This window comes from Lederbergia citrea, assembly GCF_018343525.1.
In the GTDB taxonomy this organism is placed as follows: Bacteria; Bacillota; Bacilli; order Bacillales; family Bacillaceae_C; genus Lederbergia; species Lederbergia citrea.
Genome location: NZ_JAGYPH010000002.1, coordinates 224,190 through 246,513, shown reverse-complemented (window position 1 = coordinate 246,513; position 22,324 = coordinate 224,190). Strand labels below are relative to the sequence as shown.

Below are 22,324 nucleotides of genomic sequence, written 5' to 3'. Positions count from 1 at the left end.
ATATGTTTTCTTAATCATTATTGATAAGTAAAGAAATTTCCTAATATTATAATTATAAACTATTAATCATGTTTGTCATTGGACAAAACATCAAATCATTAAATCGTTTTTTGGATACTTTGTAAATACAAATAGGACGCCATTGGCGCCCTATATGATTAAATCTCTGTTTCCATCAATTTAAATTCGGTAACATCGACAATTCCCCGATTAGAAATACGGATTTCTGGAATAACCGGTAATGCGATTAAAGAAAATGTCATAAACGGTGCATTGATTGGACAGCCAATTTCTTTCCATGCTTTCTCAAGCTGCTGTACCTCTTCTACCACTGTTTCTAAAGGCTGATCTGACATAAGACCGGCTATTGGCATTTTTACTAAAGCCAGAACTTTCTGATCTTCAACGACAATCATCCCTCCACCGACTTTTGCAAGTTCATTCGCTGCAAATGCCATATCTTCCGGATTCGTACCCATCACAATTAAATTATGACTATCATGGGCAACCGTCGAAGCAACCGCTCCTTTTTTCAACTGGAAGCCATGCGCAAATCCTAGTGATATATGTCCTGATGCATGATGACGATCGATGCAAGCTAGTTGAATGATATCTTTTTCATTATCTGGTTGGATTACTCCATCCTCAACCGCTAAAGTAGCCATCATTTTTTCTGTACGGGCACTGTTTTCGATAATTTTTATTACATGAACTTCTGTCTCAGTTCGATCGTTTTTAGATTTTAATAAGAAGTCCTCAGGTGTTAACTCAGATTTCAAGTTAATCGAATTTATGACATGGTCGGGATAAGTAAAGGTTGGGAATGGTTTTTCAATCTTTCCATTTTCAAAAACAACTTCACCGTCTGTAATGACTGTTGAAGGCTCTACTTTTTGCAGATCTTCCATTATTAAAATATCCGCATATTTTCCCGGTGCAATCGCACCTAAGTCTTGTTCCAATTTATAATAACGCGCAACATTAATAGTAGCCATCTGGATTGCTGTAACAGGATTGACCCCTTCTTCAATGGCTCTTCGAACTACATGGTTTACATGGCCTTTTTCCACGAGGGTTTGCGGGTAAACATCATCAGTCACTAAACTGATATTATCTGTGTTTACTTTGTCCTCTGTAACGACCTTGATGACTTCTTTCACATCATGCCATGCAGACCCTTCACGAATCATTAGGTGCATACCTAAACGCACCTTCTCGAGTCCTTGTTCTCTCGTTACCGTTTCATGATCGGAAGTTACGCCTGATGCAATATAAGCTTGGAGCATATGCGGATCTTCAGCTGGGAAGTGACCAGTTACCGCTTTATTAGCCTTCATCGTTTCTTCAATTTCCCCGCACATAAGCGGATCACCGAAAACTACTCCCGGAAAATTCATAACTTCGCCTAATCCAGCTACATTTTCCCACTGTAATCCTGCTTTTATATCCTCAACACTTAAGGATGCCCCTGCATCTTCCAAGTCAGTTGTGGCAGGAACGCAAGATGGGAATGTTGTATATACCTTTAATGGGAGCTGTTGTCCCTCTTCATGCATGAGACGGACGCCTTCAGTACCAAAGACATTTGCAATCTCATGCGGATCCATAAAAATTCCCGTTGTTCCTTTTGCTAATGCTGCCTTCGCAAATTGAGTCACAGACAGCATTGTACTTTCAACATGCATATGTGCGTCTAGAAAACCCGGTACTATGTATTGATTGTTCGCATGAATGATTTCGGTTTGGTCACCAATGGCATGGTCCGCAGAAGCCCCTACATAGGCAATTCTTCCTTCACTAATTGCAACGTCCATATGTGCTAATAGCTCTCCAGAGAAGACATTAACTAAAGTTCCATTTTTAATAACCGAATCAGCTTTCTCAACACCTCGAGCAACCTTTGACAGGTGCTGGCTTACTTCATATAGCTTTTTCCTGTTGTTTATCGTCACCATGGATAATAACCTCCGCTTTACATATTAAAAATGGGGAATGCCCATTATGCTGAGCATTCCCCATCTGGAGCTCAGCTCCTTTAAACAGCCCACCCAAGATAGGCTACAAAAACTACAAACAATGCATACATGATTGGATGTACTTCTTTATATTTCCCTTTAAAAATCATCATTAACGGATAAACGATAAATCCGAGTGCAATTCCTGTTGAAATACTGTATGTTAACGGCATTGTTACTACGGTTAGAAACGCCGGGATGGCATTTTCAAATTCACTCCACTTAATTCCTGCTAATGATGAGCACATAAGAACACCGACAATGATTAATGCTGGTGCTGTTACTTGAGGTGTTACAACGCTTAATAGTGGTGAAAAGAATAATGCAACGATAAATAATCCAGCTGTGACAACAGATGTAAAACCAGACCTACCACCTGCCGCTACCCCTGCGGAAGACTCGATATAAGACGTTGTTGTAGACGTTCCTAAAACCGCACCGACCATAGTAGCTACTGAGTCAGCTGATAACGCTTTTCCAGCTCTAGGTAGTTTCCCATCTTTTAAAAGACCTGCTTGTCTTGCAACCGCTACTAACGTTCCTGCTGTATCGAAGAAATCAACGAATAATAAAGTAAAGATAACTACTAATAGTTCTGGAGTAAAAAGATTACCAATATGACTAAACAATACACCGAAAGTAGGCTTAAGGCTTGGAACAGAAGATATGATTGAAGTCGGCAGCGGAATTAAGTTGAAAATAATTCCTGCGATGGAAGTAAGAATCATTCCATAAAAAATAGCGCCTCTGAAGCCTCTGATCATAAAAAACGCAGTAACAATCAAGCCAAAAACAGCAAGCAAAGTTGTTGGTGCAGTAAGATTACCTAATGCAACGATTGTTGTACCAGGAGCTGCTTCCGTTACAATCCCTGCATTTTGAAAACCGATAAATGCGATAAATAATCCGATACCCGCAGCTACAGCAAGCTTAAGCTGTTCGGGAATCGCGTTGATAATTGTTTCACGTATTTTTGTTAAAGTTAGGATAAAGAAGATGACTCCTGAAATAAATGTCCCTGCTAATGCAGTTTGCCAAGGAACTCCCATTCCTAGTACTACTGTAAAAGCAAAAAACGCGTTCACACCCATACCTGGTGCTAATGCTACTGGGTATTTAGCCCAAATCCCCATCACTAAACAGCCGATCGCTGATGCAAGTCCAGTTGCGACAAATACTGCACCTTCATCCATTCCAGTCGCACTTAAGATAGAAGTATTCACAAACAAGATGTAGGCCATTGCTAGAAAAGTAGTTAAACCTGCAATGGATTCTTGACGATAGTTTGTATTTAACTCCTTAAAATTAAAATAACGATCCATCCTTTTTCCTCCTAAAGTTCGAATGAAATGCAAAAAACCCGGGTACTATGCTCCCAGGTTACGTTCCACATTCAAACATATCAGAAAATGACAGTTAACAAAAAATAAAAATAATATCAACAAAAAATGTCAATTTCCAATCGTTCTTCATGTAGTCCGGTAATTTAAGGTTACCTGGTAGAGACGCTTGAGCCATATTCTCAAGTATATACATTCGATGAACTTCTATTAAATTATTTTTTCCACTCTTATATTAATAGCATAAAAGTCCTAAAATCGTCAACGAAAAACACGAATAATTTTATCTGGTAATAATTGAATGTTCGCATATAGCCAAAGTGCCTGTCACCACCCGATATTTGGTGGATTTTGTCGATTTGTAGTTCGTTTGAAAATACTTTTTGATTGGGTTTATCGGTCTCAATGAGGTGAGGTTGTGTTAATATTATTTTATTGAATAGTTGAAATAAATAGGAAATAGGGGTGGGTATTTGGATATCGAGTTAGAAAATCAAGTTGAGGCAATGTCGAAGGTAGAAGTCATGGACAAATATCTTGATTCGCTTGAAAAGAAGATTGATGCTTCTGAAATTTATAGAGTAGTAAATCAAGTTTTCGGAATTGATTTAGATGCCGTATCTATTTTATCTTCAGAGAAGATAAAGTCATCTAGAGTGGTTATAGGCTCATGCCTCAATCATTACGGTAACAAAATAACTGGTGAAGAAATTCGCAAAATTATCAATCAAACGTTTGGGATTAATTTAGATGGGATTTCTTCATTAGAAAAGGCAAAAATTTCTTTATTTTCAAAGGGTCAATGGATTATTCGCAATGAGAAAGATTTATTTGTCGTTCACACTGGATCCGGAGATATCGATGTAAAGGTCTTTCCAACAAAATATTTTACTGAGCAAACTGGATTAGAAGAGTTGCCGAAAGATTTGCAACAGTCATTAACTAGGATTGGGTATCATTACGAAGAGAAAATAGGCAGCTTCTATTTCAAAAATCCGTCTGGTCAAGCCGTGCCTGATGCCTTTAAGGGGCAAACGATCGGGGCTATTGTTGAAGTTATTCATAATTTATATTCGCATCTATGATACAAAGTTACCCTGTTCCTTTTTTGAACAGGGTAACGAAAGCAATCATTGATAGATTTCAGATAAACGCTTTTCTACATCTTCCTTCGAAGGCATTCCCGCCTGGGCTCCTAGTTTTTCAACAGATAAGGATGACGCAGCATTTGCAAACATAATCGCATCTTTAAGTTCATATTTTTCGCTTAAAGCATATCCTAAGGCACCGTTAAATGTATCTCCGGCCCCTGTTGTATCAACGACATTTGTGTTAATTCCGGCAATCTTTATATGTTCTTTTCCGTCAAAGTAGCGGACGCCATCTTTGCCCAGTGTCACTATTAATTGATTCGGATATTTTTCCAAAGCTGCTTCCATATTCAATCCGAATAATTGTTCACACTCATGTTCGTTTGGCGTCATATATTTTATATAAGGAATGAACGTAGGATCGAAGTATTGAGCGGGCGCAGGATCAAAAACGACCGGTACATTGAATTCCTTACATATTTCTAATACGGATCTAACAGTTTCAGGTAAGATTTCTAATTGTACGATGACCACTTTACTTAATTGAATTGTTTCTTTTAATTGCTGAATATGCTCCGTGGATAAATCATTATTCGCTCCTGGAATCACGATGATCCGATTATCATTTTCCGATATAATGATATTGGCAATCCCAGTAGGCTTTTCAGGAGAAATCGATACATGAGTAATATCTATATTTTCGTGAGATAAGTTCTCTGTTAATTCCTTCCCGAAAACATCATTCCCAACACAAGCAATCATTTGTACTTCTCCACCTAGACGAGCCGCTGCGACTGCTTGATTGGCACCTTTTCCACCTGGGAAAGTGTTAAATTCTTTCCCCAAAATGGTTTCACCCTTTTCGGGGAGTTTGTTTGTTTCAACGACGATGTCCATATTCATACTTCCTACTACGGTGATCAGCAGAATCACTTCCTTTCGCTAGCTTGTCTTCACTTTTACCTTCGATATTTCACTAACCATTTCATCCACATTTAACACCTTTGATTCAAGGTTTATACGATGGGCTACTTGACTAATACTTGGTTGTTTTAACATGCTTTCCTCTAATAAATCCAATTGCCAAAAAACATCTCTAACATCCGAATCTGCCAACACATTTTTATGCGCCATCACGATCACTCGATCAAAATTATTCACGACAAATTCCATATCATGTGTAATGGTAATCACCGTTTTCCCCATTTCAATCAGCTTATCAATCAAATTCGATAATTTCTTCACTCCATCAAAATCTTGTCCTGCTGTTGGTTCATCAAAGATTAACACATCGGAATCCATGGCAATAACGGCTGCAATCGTAATAAATTTACGCAATGATAGTGGCACATTATATGGATTCTCATCTAAATAATCATGTAATTCTGTTAAACCGATCGCTAACTCAAGCATTTCTTTTTCTTTTTCAGGAGAAAAACCTAATACTTTCGGTCCGAATTTGATTTCACTCAGAATATTGCTATGAAAGATTTGATCATCGGGATTTTGAAACACATAACCAACTTTTTTTGAAATTTGTGCGGTCGTAAATCCTTTTGTGCTTTCTCCGTTGATCAAGACATCTCCCAGTGTCGGCTTTAATAATCCGTTCATCATTTTTACAGTCGTTGTTTTTCCGGCACCGTTTTGTCCAACGATCGCCACTTTTTCACCTAATTCAAACGACATGGATACATTCTCTACAGCAGAAAATCCATTCGGATACTTAAATGTTACATCTTTTAATTGTAAGTAAGCCATTCGTATCACCTCACCTTATTAACTTTTGCATCATTTGTGTCGCTTCATCTACTGTCGTCGGAATTTTATCTACATTGAATTTGTTTTCTTTAAGCTTCAATCCTAATTTTGTATATTCTGTATAAGAAACTCCCCATTCACGCAGGCGCGGGTCAATCAATACTTTTTCCGTTACATCATGAATTTTAATTTCACCATGATCGATAATGATCACTTCATCCGCATATTCTGCGATTAAATCCATTTTATGCTCGACTAATATGATCGTTTTCCCTTTGTTTTTCATCAATTCGATGATTTTAAACACATGCTCTGTCGCTTGTGGATCTAGTTGAGATGTCGGCTCATCGATGACAATGATTTCAGGATCCATAATCAAAATCGAAGCTAATGCTACTCTTTGCTGCTGGCCCCCGGATAATTCCATCGGATTTTTATGTTGTAATTCAGCTAGATTAACAACATCAATGATTTCTTCTACTCTTCTAATGATTTCATCTCTAGGAACGCCGAAATTTTCAAGGCCATAGGCCAATTCTTCAAAAACTGTTTCTTTAATCCCACTAATCTGGTTAAAAGGGTTTTGGAAAACATAGCCGATATCCAAAGCCAATGAACCTAAATCTTCGTTCTTAATATCTTTATTATTGACGATGACATTTCCAGTTAATTGACCATTATAAAAATGAGGGATGAACCCTCTAATGAGATTGCATAAAGTCGTTTTTCCACTGCCGTTCCTACCGACTAACGCATAGAACTTTCCCTTTTCTAATGATAAATTGGCGTTCTTGATGACTGCGTCTTTTGAAGTAGGATAAGAATAACTAACATTACTTAAAGTTATATAACCCATGATGCCACCCTCCAAACGATCGTACATACGGTTAATACTAAGAAAAAACCAACTAACACAGAATCTCTTTTTTCTTTATGAAGAATCATCAGCTGTGTCTTTTTAACTGGAGCCGAAAACCCTCTAGCTTCAAGCGTTAATGCCTTTTCTTCGGTATTAGCAATGGAACTTAAGATTAATGGTGCTAAAATTGGTAAAAAGGCTTTTGCTCTTACAATTAAGTTTCCTTCCGTTTCTACACCTCGAGATTTTTGTGCACTCATGATTACTTGGGAATTTTTATGCATTTGCGGGATCATTTGCAGCGTTGCCAAGATGACATACGATGCCTTTGAATTTAAACCACTTACCTCTAAAGAGTATATAAAATCTTTGATCGTCGTTGTTTGAAAAAAGAGCAAGATTGCTCCTCCGAACACTAATATAGATGATGCTAAGTTTAATCCATGGATGAACCCTTCATATTTGACGGAAAAGATTCCTAGCTCCATTAATATCCTTGTGCTTTCTCCTTGATAAAATAAAGATTGGATAAACAGAACAAATAACGTTAATATTCCAACCGATAAGAAAGAGATTTTTATAAAATTTTTATAAGTTCCACTAACGATCGCTAAAATATGAATAATAGCTAAAAGAAAAAGTCGTTCAACAAATGTTGGCAACAAAAATGCTAGGATAACGAATGATAAGCAAGCGATTAATTTAGTCGTTGGATATAAAGAGCAAATAAAATTCTTTTTTGTCTTTTCCACAGCTCTCTTCCTTTCACAAAACATTTACACAAGAGGTTCTCTCCTGAGAACCTCTTGAGTTACTTAAAGACTTATATTCTTTTTTTGCGAGTGATTATTATTAATATATTGTTCTCCTAAAGAAAACTTCGATAAATATCTTGCTGACATCCCTTTAATAATAAAGTAAGCAATGATACATGAGAGAATTTTGTCAGCCAATTCGGATAATAAACTCGTTGTTAATACCGCTTGGATTAAATTATTTCCCATGGCTAAAAGTGCGCTCGTTACAAGGGAAGTTCCACCGCCAGAAGCTCCGCCAAATACATAAACAGTAATCGGCAAACTCGTAATAATGGCTACGACGACAACGACTAATGCCGAAATAATTGTCCTTCCAAAAGTCGTAAACATTCCCCGTTTAGCTAAAAATCCAACAGCAATCGCGATACACATACTTACAAATGCATAAGGAAATAATTGCGGTGCAAAAATGGCATTAATGGCATTACTTAAAATTCCTGTTAAAGCGCCAACCCACGGTCCAGCGATACAAGCAATTAAAATGGTTCCAATCGCATCTAAATAGACTGGTAGTTTCAATAAGTTAATCAATTGGCCGCCGACAATATTAATCGCAACGGCTACTGGCATAAGTAAGATCGCCATAAGTGAAAAATCTTTTTTAATCGACATATTGTAACACCTCTAGTTCATCAAAGATTTTTTTGAACGTTGTGATAAACTCTAATCGGAATGCTTCGACATCGGCATCTAAACATACCTGTACATTGCCATCTTCCCTATATTCGGCTACTGTACAGCCAAAGGCAGGGCCTTCAGTCACTACATCTACCTTCGCTCTTCTCACTACTGTAAACAGCTCAGGTCTCGTTAAATAAAAGATGGTGCATAAATCATGGATAGATGATAGTTTCGTAGTTGAAGAGGAATCCCCATACGTACTCAACATTTCACTAACCATTTTTCCAACTTTTCCGTATTCCTCAACAATCTTAATATTTTCATCTGTGATGGTCGTGATTCTCGTAATATCTAACCCGCACATGACAATATTTATATTTGAGTCGAAAACAATTTTAGCCGCATGCGGATCAACAAAAATATTGAACTCCGCAACTGATGTCGCATTACCGCCTTCTACCGCTCCACCCATTAAGACAATTTCCTTAATATTTTCCTTTGTTTCCGGATACATTTTCAATAATAGTCCTATATTTGTCAGTGGGCCGATTGGAACGAGCGTGACAGGTTCACTTGATTGTAAAATCTTGTTTCTTAATGCTAAAACAGCATGTTCTTTTACAAGTAAGGATTCATCTGCTTGCTCTGGAAATTGATACGTGCCTACTCCACTTTCTCCGTGAACTTCTGCAGCCGTTACTAATTGAGTCATGAGTGGCTCATTTGCCCCCCGTGCGACAGGGGTGTCCTTTCCTAAAAAGTGAACAAGATTAAGAGCATTCCTCGTTGTGTTTTCAATTCCTACATTTCCGCCAACGGTTGTTATTAATTGAACATCTAGTTGCTCGGAAAATAAGGCTGCTGTAATGGCAACAACATCATCAATCCCTGGATCTGTATCAATAATAATTGGTAGTTTCATCATAATAACTCTCCTTATCTATATTGCTTTTGTGCTTCCACGAACAATGATAGAGGGTTCGAAAATGACAATGTCATTTTCCCCTTTTTCAATATGATCGATCAGCATTTTAGCAGCTCTTCTTCCCATGTTATAAATATCTTGACGAATCGTTGTCAGCTTCGGAATGAGCGCCGAAACGAGCGGTATATCATCAAAGCCGATGATTGAAAGGTCGTCCGGAATTTTCATCCCAAGTTCTGATGCGGCTTGGTAAACTCCGCAAGCCATCAAGTCATTACAAGTAAAGATAGCGGTTACATTTTTGTTTTCAAGAAATTCCTTCGACTGTTTATAAGCAGGTTCGATATGAAATTCTCCGTTAATGATGTGATCATCGGGAAGCTCCATGCCAACTTCCATCATCGCTCGCCGAAATCCAGCTAAGCGCTCATTAGAATTTCGTAAATTCTCAGAACCAATGATACAGGCGACCTTCCGATGGCCTAACTCGATCAGATGTCGGCCGGCTAAATAACCACCCTTTTCATTGTCTACAAAAATACTATTATATTTTCCGGAATCCCCACCTCGGTCCATTAATACAAAGGGGGTCTTTCCATATTCCAGTTGTTTTTCAGTTAAAACGGAAAGATTATCTCCACTGGATAGTAGAATTCCATCCACTTGTTTTTCATTAAGCAAACGTAAATAACTCTCTTCTTTGGCGGCATTATCATCAGAATTACAAATAATCAAGCTATATTGATGGCGATTCGCTTCATCTTCGGCCCCTCTGCACAATTCCGGAAAGAAGGGGTTTTGAATATTCGGAACAACGAGACCGAGTAATTTCGATTGTTTTGTGATCAGCCCTCTAGCAAACAGATTCGGCTGGTAGTTTAATTCTTCAATCACTTGCAAAACTTTTTCTCTCGTTTCTTGAGACATCCCCTCCTCTTTACGATTCAGCACACGGGATACCGTTGAAATAGATACACCTGATTTTGCTGCGATATCTTTAATCGTCAATCTTTTCACATCAAATCTCCACCTAATTCATTGCCAAGAAAACGTTTTACGAAAACGCTTTCTTTGTAAGTTCAGAATATAGAAAACTAAGTAAACTGTCAATGTTTTTTTTAATTTAATAGATTAGTCATAAAAAAAATTACTCTGTCCATTTATCATGAACAGAGTAATAATAGGATTTTACTTCCCAAAAGACGATAGAAATTTTACACGATCTCCCATAGGTGGAATATTGTTATCTATTAAGGCTACCTCTAAAACAGCTGGTCCATTTAATTGAGTTAAGTCGTTAATCACGTCTGGATTAAGGTCTTCCATTTCGTTAATTCTGTAACTCGGGATATTCATCGCCGCGGCCATCGCCGCAATATTGATTGGTTCCTGCTCAAAAGATGGATGGGAGCGTTTATATTGTAATGAATGACCATGATAGACCATTCCTAGACGGGCATTATTCATTACAACAAATAAGATCGGCAAATGATATTCTTTTGCTGTCAAAATTTCCATCCCATGCATGAAAAAGCAACCATCACCTGTAATACATACAACAGGCCGTTCAGGCTCGGCCAGTTTCGAGCCGATTGCCGAACCAATACCGCTTCCCATTGCACCAAAATGAACATTAATATCAAATGTATGGGAATCTAAAACTTTCATATGGTGAATGACGTACGACATAAATTCACCAATATCAATGGCATACCTTGTGGACGAAGGTAACTGCTTTTGTAAATGTAAAAGGATATTTTTGGTGTTAAATTCCTCTGAATGCTCGCTGACTTTCTTCTTTTCAATAGGCTTTATACTTTTTTTCGATAGCCCGAGAGCCTTTAACTCTTCTATAAGAAATAATAAGCTTAAATTAATATCTCCTAAAACAGGTATGTCGATATCATATTTCCGATTAAACACTGACTTGTCAAAATCCATTTGAATAGTAAAACGATCTTTTGTAAGGTTTACATTGTAATTATTCGTCGCTGTTTCCCCTAAGCTCGAACCTAGGATCAATAGTACTTGTCCGTCCCCTTCGTTGATTAGCGCTGAGACATCTTCATGCCCGGCAAATCCGAATACTCCCGCTAGAAGAGGATGATGATCGGGAATAAACCCTTTTGCTTGAGGGGTTGTGATGATTGGCCAATCTAGTAATTCCGCCAACTCTATTACTTGGTCCACAGAATTCCTTACCCCTTGTCCAACAAAAACATAACCATTTTCTCTTTTTAACAGCTCTTCAGCAACATTTTTTATTTTATCCGAATCAGGAACCAGCGGGCTTCTCTTAGGTGGAGCGGGAATAACGGAATTTTCCACCTTTTCTTGTTGAATATCAATGGGCATGGCAATGTGTACTGGACCTGGTACACCGGATACTGCTATTTCAGTTGCCTTCACTACCTCGTTCAATAAATCGGCCGGATCTTTAACCGTAACACTATATTTTGTCACTGATCGAAAGATGGGTTCGGCATCTAATTCTTGGGAAGCATTTAATCCTTCTGTATTAACAGGTACAGCACCAGTTAAAAATAAAACAGGTAAATGCTCTCGCATCGCGTTTGCAGCCCCTGTTACCAAGTTGGTTCCGCCAGGACCACTGCAGCCTATACAAACACTCATCTGTTGCGAGTGCTTCGCATAAGAAGCCGCCATATAGGAGGCCGCCCCTTCATGTTTTGTGATGATCGGTGTGATTTCAGGCATATCATATAGCTCATCGAAAAGCGCGTTTACCGAACCTGCAGGAATACCAAAAATATGTTTGACTCCATTACCTTTTAAATATTCTAATACTGAACGAATGGCTTTCAAGAAAATCCCTCCTGATTTAACGATAGACTTTCGGCATACACCGAATCAGATGGTACAAAGCTTGTCTCCTCCTACTTTTAATAGGGGGATAGTTCATTTTTCATTAGTAGAATTGCCCATTCTGTTTTGAATGAGCTAAATAATCTACATGCAATGTAAGAGCCTACCACCGTTGATTTCCGTTCCAGGCAGACGCGTTCCGGGGGGGGGCGTGCGGTGAGACCCCACAGGCGTTTACGCCGAGGAGGCTCACCGCCCGCCCCGCGGAAAGCGAGCAACTGGAGCGGAAATCAACCACGCACTACCCTTAGTAAAATAGCAATTTTTGTAAAAACAACCTTTTAAAAAATATATATGTCACGCTTCTTTGGCATGTCTTTTTTTGAAAAGGCGAATACCAAACCTTCAATAAAGCTTATTTCACGCCTCGAAATTCCGAGAGTCTTAATGTAATATATCGCTAGTTCTAGAAAGATATCTCTCAGCAACATCTTCCGCCAATAATGGTCGACTAAAGTAAAACCCTTGCATCAAATGACAGTTTCTGGAGGCTAAGAATTTTGCCTGTTCCTTTGTCTCGACTCCTTCAGCAATTACATTAAGATTCAAGTTTTGGGCTAAAGTGATAATTGTATTGGTAATGGCTGCATTATCATGATCTTTTATAATATCTTGGATAAATGATTTATCGATTTTTAATGTGTTGATCGGAAGGTCCTTTAAATATCCTAAAGATGAATATCCTGTGCCAAAATCATCAATAGCTATTTTAACTCCGAGACTTTTTAATTTTTCCATTGTTTTTATTGTAATTTCCGTATCTTTAATAATTTGATTTTCAGTCAGTTCAAGATGTAATAGCTCAGGTGATAGGTCCGCGTTCTTTAAGATTCTTTTTACTAAAGGAAATAAATTGTTTTCCTCAAACTGACGAACGGATAAATTCACCGACACGCTAATGACCGGATATCCTTGTTCCTGCCATTCCTTTAATTGCTTGCATGCATTTTTCAAAACCCATTCTCCGATAGGAACGATTAATCCCGTTTCTTCGGCAATCGGAATAAATTCATTAGGAGAGATTATCCCTTCTGTCGGATGATTCCACCTTAATAACGCTTCGACTCCAATAATTGTATTCGTTTTATAGTTTATTTGCGGCTGATAATAGATCACTAATTCATCTTGATCTAATGCCTTATATAAAGCATTTTCAAATTTAACACTTTCAAAGCTTCTAGTATCCATACCGCATCTGAAAAAGTGATAGTTGTTACCAGATATCTCTTTAGATTTATACATAGCAGTATCCGCATTTTTAATTAAAGTTTCAGCCGTATCGCCGTCCTCAGGAAATTGGCTAATGCCAATACTCGTTTTTATATATACTTCATTTCCTTTTAAATAAAACGGTTTTGAAAAAGAAGCGATGACGCGTTTAACAACCGTTAATACTTCCTTTTTACTATTAATATTTGGTAAAAAGATTGTGAACTCATCCCCGCCTTGTCGCGAAACTGTCGCGTTTTCCGGGACGCAAGTACTTAACCGTTTTGCGACATCTCTCAACAGTAGGTCACCATAGCTATGTCCGAGACTATCATTGATCAACTTAAATCGATCTAAATCTAAATACAGAATCGCTATTTTATTCCCATGTATTTTGGCGTAAGTTAACCCTTCATTTAATCTTTCTTTTAATAAAACTCTGTTTGGCAAATTAGTTAAACTATCAAAATAAGCATAGTATTTTATTTCCGTAAGAACTCTTTCCAGTTCCTTATTTTTTTCCCTTACCTCTAACGTTCTTTCTTCGATAATGACCTCTTGCTTTTCCATATATAATAAATTTGATAACGTTGAGGCCGTTGCATCCACAATGGATTGTGCCAGCTGTATGTCCGCTTCCGAATAATTGAAACCCCTGTCTTCAAGATTCACTACAGCAATTACTCCTAAAACCTCTCCCATGGAAACTAATGGAAACATAAACAGACCCTTAATCCCAAAATTCCGACAAAGATCATGGTTAGGTCGTTCATCCGCAAAAACATTTGGGATGAGGATCGCTTTTCTTGTTTTAACAACCTCTTGAAACACAGCATCATTACTTTGGTCAATCTTTATCTTACTATGTGTTTTGAACCAATCTTCCTCTGTCCAGTCACTATCCTTACTTAACTTTACAGGTTTAATTCTTTTTTCTGCTAAAGGATCTAATAAGTGGGCTCCAATATTATAGTTATTTAAAACTTTTCCTACGTAAAAAAAACATTTATCTATCCCCTCCCTCATTGAGGAGCACATAGATAATTCACGTGTAACATCTAGTAATAATTGCTTTTCAGCGATGAGGTTCTCCTTACGAGTTAAGTTAGTCGCATTTTGAATGGCTACAGCTGCCATATTCACATACGCCTCAACGGTTTGAATCTCTGATTCTGTTAAGTTCATCGGAATTCCATAATCAAATAAAAAAACTAATCCGAATAACTCATGCTCATAAGAAATTGGAAGGCCTAATAAAGATTTAATTTGGAATGCCTTCACAGCTCTGGGGTCTGGACGATTGTCCACGGATGTGTCGGGAATATAGATAGTTTTTTGTGTTTCAATCACTTCTTTTGCGAGTAAGTCCATTTCGGTATCTACGACGTGCATATCCAGCGTCATCCCATTAATGAATTCCGGCTTTCCCACGAATCCTCTGAATGTTCCATCATCTTGCGGTAAATAAATACCAACAGAATCGCATTGAACGATTTCTTCGGATATTGCTGTCGTCACATGATTCAATACTTCACGCAACTCAAGCTTCGTATTAATCAATTTAGTTAAGTTCGCAAGTCTCGAGTACCTAGTTTGTTCTTTCAATCGCAGACGCCCTCCATTCCCTTGGCATTTTCTGTTTGTCTAGTTGTAAGATTCCAGAAAAAACGGGGTATTAATATAGGAAAAAAATTTATTCTTAACCATCTTTTATATTAAAAGGGTATTATTTCCTTTTTCTTCTCAGTTTACAATAGATTTTCAAGATAGGATATAGTACTTGTATACTATATTGTTCCTATGAAATAAGTCGGATTCGGGAGATAAAGCTGGTTTTTAAGCGGATAAAAACTAGTAATGTAAAACTGTGACATTTGAAAAATTCGTCTTTAAATTGTTATACTAAAAAAGCGAGATCATGGATTTTAACAACTTAAGCGGGAATACCATTGTGAAAACGTACACAAATCGCAGAACATCATTGTGAAATAATACACAAAAAAAAGGAGTGGATCGTATGGGATCTGTTCGAGTTACAGATCACGATGCTAAAGTAAATATGACGGATGATTTTTCATTAGATAGAGTACCAAGACAAAAAAGGAATATGGGCTGGTTGAGTATTACAAATATCACTTTTGGTATTGCAACAGCCATATTTTATTTTCAAATGGGGAGTGTGATGGCACTTCAATTCGGAGCCATTAATGCCATTATTTCATCCATTTACGCAATTATTGTTGCTGGTATACTCGGAACATTTATTGCATATTTTTCAGCAAAATCCGGTATGAACGTAAATCTTATGTCAAGAGGCGGCGGATTTGGCTATATAGGCGCATCATTAACATCGTTTATTTATGCGACAAACTTCATTATGTATTGTGCTTTTGAAGGCTTAATACTAGTCTATGCTGTTCATACTTTTTTCCCCGCTATACCAGCCTGGGCATTAATCATTTTCTTCGGAACACTTGTCATTCCGTTAAATTGGTTTGGGATTAAACAATTGGATAAATTACAAAAGTGGTCTTTACCGATTTTCGGTGTTTTTTTAATTACGGCAATCGTTGTCTCTTTCTTCACACCCTCGCTTTATGAAGGTGCTTTCTGGACGTATATGCCTGAAGGCGTTCAAGTTGGAGGAAAAGCATTACTGCTATGTATGGGAATGCACCATGGAATCATGGGTTTGACAGCTCTTCTTGCTTCGGATTATTCACGGTTCCTTAAACCACAAGATATAAAAAAAGGATCAGTGGCAATCGGATTTATTCCACAGTTTTTCTGCTATGGAGTCATGGGTGGTCTTGGAATATGGTTCGGCGTTCGTCTCGGAGAAGCCAATCCCGGAGTTTACATCGTATTGCTTCTAGGTCTCGGTGGAGCATTATTTACAATGTTGACCCAACTAAGAATTAACGTGACCAATATTTATAGCGGTTCCTTATCATTATCCAACTTCTTCGAAAATATCTTTAAGTTCACACCTGGAAGACGGTTTTGGGTTGTTGTAACAGGAGTTTCAGCGATGGTGTTAATGCTTGCCGGCATCGTGGATCATTTGGATACCGCAATGACATTCCAAGGAGTTTTCTTACTTGCTTGGGCTGCAATCTTAGTTAGTGACGCCTTAATCGTGAAAAAACTATTGAAGATCGGTCCGAAATATTATGAAGCAAGACAACAGTTTTTGTATAAATGGAATCCTGTTGGAGTCGTGTCCTTGCTGATATCGAGTGGTTTAGGTACAGTCGCGGCATTAGGATATATGGGATCGTTCTTAGAAAGTACTGCCGCATTTTTTGCAGCGCTTCTGGCAGCTATACTAACAGTTATGATTGCGCTTCTTACGAAAGGGAAGTATTACTTAAAAAGTGAGCCCGATGACATTCCAGAGGAAGACTATATTGCATAAGAATTTCTGCTCAGTAGGTTTAATATTACCTGAATTTGATTCTTTTTCTCCTCGCTAATCACTAACCAACCAAGATGCCATCATTTAGTCCCCGTTCAAGATAGCTTTTTCTGGCCTCTCTATTCATTTTCTCGCAATTCCCGCTTTACTAAGTGGTTGGTCGTAATAATTACAAAGTTGCCTACAACGCACTCGAAAATATCCTTTATGTTGGATTTCCAATATAAAGGATATTTTTGGGTTTAAGACATGTTAAAATAATGAAAAAGAATTCAAGGAGTATTTTATCATGTTGAAAGAGCGTTTGTATTATATGGATCCGTATTGTAAAACATTTACAACTCGTGTTGTGAAAGAGTCACAAGATCATATGGGAAATTGGAATGTGGTGTTGGAAACCACGGCTTTTTACCCAACAGGTGGTGGTCAGCCACATGATATGGGATTGTTGAATGGCATTCAAGTGACGAATGTTGAGGAAATCGATGGGGAAATCTATCATACGGTGGCGGAAAGACTTGATCCCACAGGTGAAGTTGAAGGTGTCATTGATTGGGGTCGCCGGTTTGATCATATGCAGCAACATGCAGGGCAGCATATTTTAACGGCTGCATTTGTCGAATTGTTCGGAGTACCAACAGTGAGCTTTCATTTAGGGAAAGAGCTCTGTTCGATTGATATAGATGTAGAGTATGTCTCTGCGGAGCAATTAGAAGCAGCGGAAAGCTTAGCAAACGAGATCATTTTACGGAACCTCCCAATCGAAACGAAATGGGTGACAGAGACTGAGCTTGATCAATATTCGTTACGCAAAAATGTGTCAGTTACAGATGAGATTCGGCTTGTGATAATCCCAGAATATGATTATAACGGCTGTGGCGGAACGCATCCGAGTTCAACAGGACAAGTGAGTGCAATTAAAATTTTATCAACTGAAAAGCAAAAACGGAAAGTGCGTGTATATTTCGCATGCGGCGGACGCGTTTTACAGCAACTACAGCGAAAAAATTATTTTTTAGCGGAAGCTTCGCAACAATTAAGTGCACCTGAAGACAGCGTAAATACGGCAATCACGAAGCTACTGGAGACGAACCGCACACTTGAAAAGGCATTGGATGAAGCGCGTGAAGCGTTATTGTCGTTTGAAGCGAAGGATTTATTATTGAATAAAGAGCGTGGCATCGTAAAGGCTGTGTTTAAAGGGCGAACGGTTAAAGAGCTGCAAAAATTAGCGCGATTGCTTGTAGCGGAAGCGGATGATGTGATTGTGCTGCTTGTAGCGGAAACGGAAGATCGATTACAATTTGTTGCAGCACGCGGAGCGGCAGTGGAAATGAGCATGAAGCAAGTATCAGCTTCGGCACTCTTGGCGATTAACGGTAAAGGCGGCGGCAATGATGCGTTTGTCCAAGGTGGCGGCGAGCGGACAATGGCTGGTGAAGAGTTAATGAATAAAATGTTGGTTAGTTTCAACTTAGATATCTAGTCCGCAGGTCATGTTATTACAGACAAAGAGGAGTTGTATGTAACTCCTCTTTTACAATTTTGCCTTCTTTTGATTACCAAAAATAAAGTTTTGGATATACTCAAGTTGCTCTTCATTTGGATTTGTCTTTCGTACGTCGCTAAATTTTGTAACAGCCTTCTCAAGAGTAACCTCTTTATCCACGATTTCCCCAATACTAATGAGATCGCCAAAGAAACTCCACATTTCTTCGGATGTTTTTGGATCTTGATGCCCGGTAACATAGCAATTCACATCATACTTTTTTATTTTTTCTAAAAGGATAATGAGTTCCTCAAGGTCATAGCTCCATTCGCCGCTATAAAAGTCCTGATAGATGCAATCTCCTAAAAACATAATTTTTTCATCGGGAATATAAATAATCGATGAATCCTGAGCATGTACCCCGCCGACATGTTCAACTACACAGGTTATACCCCCCAAATCAATTTCGATCTTATGATCAAATGTTATTTCAGGCACCTTCAATTCTAAGTGATCACGCGTAGGCATTTCACGTTTGATCATGTCTCTGCAAAACTCTATCTCTTCACCGGTCTCAACCCGTGCATCTAATGAAGAGTCATCCCATTTAAGAGTTTTCAAATACTCCAATTTTCTCTTCGTTTCCTTATGGCTAATCGTTAATATATCCATCGTTTTCATTCCAAATATATGATCCCAATGCCAATGTGTAATGACAACAAACTTCACCGGCGGTATATCCATTTTTTCCACGAGTTTAAGAAAATCCGCCGCGTGTGCAGGTGAGTTTCCTGAATCAACGATCAGGCTATAGGCATCGCCACAAATTAAGCCTAATGTGGGACGGTCTGTTTCTGAATAATGAGGCATATAATACACTCTATTTGCTAGTTTTTTCAGCATTTATGTACCTTCTTTCCGATCATATTAGGTCTCCGTTTTTATCATTCAAATTATATCATGTTAGTGCATAGAGAAAGGGTTGCCCAATTCCGGACAACCCTCATCTTCTCCATTTTTTTATTAGGATAAACTTTTGATTTAATATAAATGACAAGCCACATAGTGGCCTTTGGCAACTTCCTTCATAACCGGCCGCTCTTCGGTGCAGATTTTCATACAGGCGGCACAACGGGTGTGAAATGCACATCCAGCAGGCGGATTTTCGGGGCTCGGAACATCACCTTGCAAGATGATCCGCTCACGCTTCACGCCAACTTTTGGAACAGGAACTGCTGATAATAATGCTTGCGTATAAGGGTGTAACGGTTCGGAATAGAGGCTTGACTTGTCTGCCAGTTCGACCATTCGCCCGAGATACATCACTCCCACCCTTGTACTGAAATGTTTAACGACACTTAAATCATGGGCAATAAACAAATAGGTGAGCTTTAGCTTCTCCTGTACATCCTGCATCAAATTCAACACTTGTGCCTGAACGGAAACATCTAGCGCCGAGACAGGTTCATCCGCAATAATTAAATTTGGCTCTAACATTAAAGCCCTGGCAATTCCAATCCGCTGTCTCTGACCACCGCTGAATTCATGCGGATACCGTTCGGCAAATCCCCGGTTTAAACCGACAAGCTCGAGCATTTCTGCCACTTTTTCTTCTCTTTCTTTATCTGTATACAAGTGATGAATCTTAAATGGTTCTTTTAAGATGCTGCTTATCGTCTTTCTTGAGTTAAGAGAGGAGTATGGATCCTGAAAAATCATTTGAATATCTTTTCGATACGGGCGCAACTGACTGAAGTTCATGTCGGTCAGTTCTTTTCCCTTATAAACGACTTCTCCTGAAGTCGGCTTCCATAATTGCAGGACCGTTCTTCCGAGCGTTGATTTCCCACATCCGCTCTCCCCTACTAAACCGAGTGTCTCTCCTTCATTCAAAGTAAAACTGACATCATCGACAGCTTTTATTTGACTTGTTGCTCGGCGGATCAAGCCTTTTTTCACGGGAAAATACTTCTTGAGATTACGTACGGCTAAAAGCTCTTCCATCGGCCGCTTCCCTCCCTTCCCCGCTATATAACCAACAGCTTGTATAATGTTTCGGTCCTACGTTTACAGTTACCGGCTCTTCTGAAAAACAAAGGTCTGTTGCATGAGCGCAGCGTGGCGCAAACGGGCATCCTGCCGGCATTTCCTCCGGCAGTGGAACAGAACCGGTAATCGCATCCAGCCTTTCTTTTTCATCTGTCAGGCTAGGAATGGAGTTCATCAAACCAACGGTATATGGATGCTTCGGCGCATTAAAAATTTCAGCAACTTCAGCTTCCTCGACCACTTTTCCGGCATACATGACAATCACCCGGTCACAAACTTCAGCAACAACCCCTAAATCATGGGTAATTAACATGACGGCTGTTTGGTATTCCTTTTGCAGTTTCTTCATCAAATCCAATATTTGCGCTTGAATCGTTACGTCCAATGCCGTAGTTGGTTCATCTGCGATCAGAAGCTTCGGATTGCAAGATAAGGCCATGGCGATCATCACCCGTTGCCGCATTCCACCTGAAAGCTGATGCGGATATTCATTAACGACACTTTCAGCCCGAGGGATCCCAACTTTTTTCAACATATCGACAGCTCTCGTTTTCGCCGCTTTTTTTGAAAGTTTCAGATGCGCAGTAATCATTTCAATCATTTGAAAGCCAATCGTAAATACAGGGTTCAACGATGACATTGGATCTTGAAAAATCATCGCCATTTCATTGCCGCGATAGTGGCGGTATTCAACATCTGATAGGTGTTTCAATGATTTTCCTTCAAATAGAATTTCACTATGATTACCTAGTTTACTAAACTCTTTCGGAAGTAAACCCATCACACCAAGCGATGTCACACTTTTCCCGCAACCTGATTCACCAACAATCCCAAGCATTTCACCGGGGAAAACTTGAAAATTAACACCTCTTACAGTTGGAATAAAGGCTCGGTCTTTTTTAAAGGCAATTTCTAAATCCTTTACTTCTAAAAGTGGATTCATTGTCCTTTTTCCCCGTCACTAACTAGGAATTCGATATATTCAACCACTTTACGGTCCACTTTTCCTTTTTCTTGGACTCGCTCATCAAAATTTTCAATTAGATGGAAATCCTTCAGTGCTTCTAATACTTCATCATCACTTGGCTGAACACTTTTTAAGAAATCCAATTTTTGCAACGCTGCAGAAAGCTTATTTTTCAATTCGCCTTTAACGAGTAAAATATCGCCTGGCTCTGATTTTTTAAAATACAACTGATGTAAAGCAAAAATTCGTTCCAATTCCTTCACAGGCTCTTTATGGTCATCAACACGAAGGTCTAAATAACGATCCGTCACACCGCCGTATCCACCGTTTTCCTTTACAACAAGCAAAGCAGCAGACTGTTTGCCCCGTCTATCCCCACCTGCTTTTTCACCGCTTTCCAACGCCTTTAGGAGCCGTGTGGCCAAATCACCCTCTGTTGCTTGAAAGGTGGCGGCCATTGCTTCAACAACTTCTCGTCCGGCTAAAATATTTCCTTGACAAGCAAAGTTTTCCCCAGCTAGTCCTCCGGCCCAATCGTAGCACTCGCTACCGGAAAAAGTAGCGCTATTTCCATTGGCGTCCACAATCCCAACTTGGCGAAAAAGCTTCTGCTCATCGTTTTCCGTTAAAATCTTCAGCACTTCTTCAGCGCTTTTCCCTTCCGCCATTAGCTCTAAGCCTTCTTTCCCATAAAGGGGATTAGCCCATGATTGTGTAGCGACCGCTCCTACCCCGGCTTTCGCCCACGGCACAATCGAACCTACCGAGAGAAATTTAGAGGCGACTGCCACACCAAGCTCTTTTGTCTCTGGATCAAAACCAACAATTGAATACGTATTAACAAAATCTCTGTCTTTATTCATTTATATTCATCCT

General features: G+C 38.9%; 18 protein-coding genes and 1 riboswitch. Of the genes, 3 read left to right on the top strand and 15 right to left on the bottom strand.

Features of this window, described 5'->3' with window-relative positions; all coding sequences use genetic code 11:
* Positions 1–158: 158 nt before the first annotated feature.
* Positions 159–1,955 carry an adenine deaminase gene (gene ade, locus KHA88_RS10395; protein ID WP_213121873.1) on the bottom strand — a complete coding sequence of 599 codons (1,797 nt, stop codon included), beginning with the start codon at positions 1,953–1,955 and terminating at the stop codon, positions 159–161.
* Positions 1,956–2,035: 80 nt separating this feature from the next.
* Positions 2,036–3,337: an NCS2 family permease gene (locus KHA88_RS10390; protein ID WP_213098675.1), complete on the bottom strand. Its 1,302-nt coding sequence runs from the start codon at positions 3,335–3,337 to the stop codon at positions 2,036–2,038.
* 132 nt (positions 3,338–3,469) lie between these two features.
* A riboswitch (purine riboswitch) is annotated at positions 3,470–3,571 on the bottom strand.
* Between the two features lie 257 nt (positions 3,572–3,828).
* Here KHA88_RS10390 and KHA88_RS10385 point away from each other — a divergent pair.
* Positions 3,829–4,440: a hypothetical protein gene (locus KHA88_RS10385; protein ID WP_249313032.1), complete on the top strand. Its 612-nt coding sequence runs from the start codon at positions 3,829–3,831 to the stop codon at positions 4,438–4,440.
* 45 nt (positions 4,441–4,485) lie between these two features.
* On the opposite strand, the gene rbsK is transcribed toward KHA88_RS10385, so the two are convergent.
* From rbsK to KHA88_RS10340, 9 genes are all read right to left on the bottom strand, one after another.
* Positions 4,486–5,379 carry a ribokinase gene (gene rbsK / locus KHA88_RS10380; RefSeq protein ID WP_346729177.1) on the bottom strand — a complete coding sequence of 298 codons (894 nt, stop codon included), beginning with the start codon at positions 5,377–5,379 and terminating at the stop codon, positions 4,486–4,488.
* Positions 5,380–5,388: 9 nt separating this feature from the next.
* A complete protein-coding gene (locus tag KHA88_RS10375) occupies positions 5,389–6,207 on the bottom strand; it encodes an energy-coupling factor ABC transporter ATP-binding protein (RefSeq protein ID WP_213121872.1) in 819 nt (272 codons plus the stop codon).
* A 10-nt stretch (positions 6,208–6,217) separates the two neighbouring features.
* Positions 6,218–7,063, bottom strand: a complete 846-nt coding sequence (locus KHA88_RS10370; RefSeq protein ID WP_213098677.1) for an energy-coupling factor ABC transporter ATP-binding protein — start codon at positions 7,061–7,063, stop codon at positions 6,218–6,220.
* Entirely contained in the window at positions 7,051–7,818 is a 768-nt protein-coding gene (locus KHA88_RS10365; RefSeq protein WP_213121871.1) for an energy-coupling factor transporter transmembrane component T family protein, read from the bottom strand. The genes KHA88_RS10370 and KHA88_RS10365 overlap by 13 nt, the downstream gene beginning before the upstream one ends.
* Before the next feature lie 63 nt (positions 7,819–7,881).
* Positions 7,882–8,496: an ECF transporter S component gene (locus tag KHA88_RS10360; protein ID WP_213098679.1), complete on the bottom strand. Its 615-nt coding sequence runs from the start codon at positions 8,494–8,496 to the stop codon at positions 7,882–7,884.
* Positions 8,486–9,427, bottom strand: a complete 942-nt coding sequence (locus KHA88_RS10355) for a nucleoside hydrolase (protein WP_346729176.1) — start codon at positions 9,425–9,427, stop codon at positions 8,486–8,488. The genes KHA88_RS10360 and KHA88_RS10355 overlap by 11 nt, the downstream gene beginning before the upstream one ends.
* Positions 9,428–9,445: 18 nt before the next feature.
* Positions 9,446–10,447, bottom strand: a complete 1,002-nt coding sequence (locus tag KHA88_RS10350) for a LacI family DNA-binding transcriptional regulator (protein ID WP_213121869.1) — start codon at positions 10,445–10,447, stop codon at positions 9,446–9,448.
* Positions 10,448–10,618: 171 nt separating this feature from the next.
* A complete protein-coding gene (locus KHA88_RS10345) occupies positions 10,619–12,256 on the bottom strand; it encodes a thiamine pyrophosphate-binding protein (protein WP_213121868.1) in 1,638 nt (545 codons plus the stop codon).
* A gap of 444 nt (positions 12,257–12,700) precedes the next feature.
* A complete protein-coding gene (locus tag KHA88_RS10340; protein WP_213121867.1) occupies positions 12,701–15,130 on the bottom strand; it encodes a bifunctional diguanylate cyclase/phosphodiesterase in 2,430 nt (809 codons plus the stop codon).
* A gap of 412 nt (positions 15,131–15,542) precedes the next feature.
* Here KHA88_RS10340 and KHA88_RS10335 point away from each other — a divergent pair, with 412 nt between their 5' ends.
* On the top strand, positions 15,543–16,943 hold the full coding sequence (locus tag KHA88_RS10335; protein ID WP_213121866.1) for a purine-cytosine permease family protein: 1,401 nt from the start codon (positions 15,543–15,545) through the stop codon (positions 16,941–16,943).
* Positions 16,944–17,235: 292 nt separating this feature from the next.
* The gene (locus tag KHA88_RS10330; protein ID WP_430413711.1) at positions 17,236–18,429 is read left to right on the top strand and encodes an alanyl-tRNA editing protein; all 1,194 of its coding nucleotides are present in this window, start codon (positions 17,236–17,238) and stop codon (positions 18,427–18,429) included.
* A gap of 51 nt (positions 18,430–18,480) precedes the next feature.
* Here KHA88_RS10330 and KHA88_RS10325 read toward each other — a convergent pair whose 3' ends face one another.
* The 4 genes from KHA88_RS10325 to KHA88_RS10310 form a co-directional block, all read right to left on the bottom strand.
* On the bottom strand, positions 18,481–19,335 hold the full coding sequence (locus KHA88_RS10325) for an MBL fold metallo-hydrolase (protein ID WP_213121864.1): 855 nt from the start codon (positions 19,333–19,335) through the stop codon (positions 18,481–18,483).
* Positions 19,336–19,473: 138 nt separating this feature from the next.
* The gene (locus KHA88_RS10320) at positions 19,474–20,436 is read right to left on the bottom strand and encodes an ABC transporter ATP-binding protein (protein WP_213098686.1); all 963 of its coding nucleotides are present in this window, start codon (positions 20,434–20,436) and stop codon (positions 19,474–19,476) included.
* On the bottom strand, positions 20,411–21,424 hold the full coding sequence (locus KHA88_RS10315) for an ABC transporter ATP-binding protein (RefSeq protein ID WP_213098687.1): 1,014 nt from the start codon (positions 21,422–21,424) through the stop codon (positions 20,411–20,413). Before KHA88_RS10315 ends, KHA88_RS10320 begins: the two co-directional genes overlap by 26 nt.
* A complete protein-coding gene (locus KHA88_RS10310; protein WP_213121863.1) occupies positions 21,421–22,311 on the bottom strand; it encodes a DUF1028 domain-containing protein in 891 nt (296 codons plus the stop codon). Before KHA88_RS10310 ends, KHA88_RS10315 begins: the two co-directional genes overlap by 4 nt.
* Positions 22,312–22,324 lie beyond the last annotated feature (13 nt).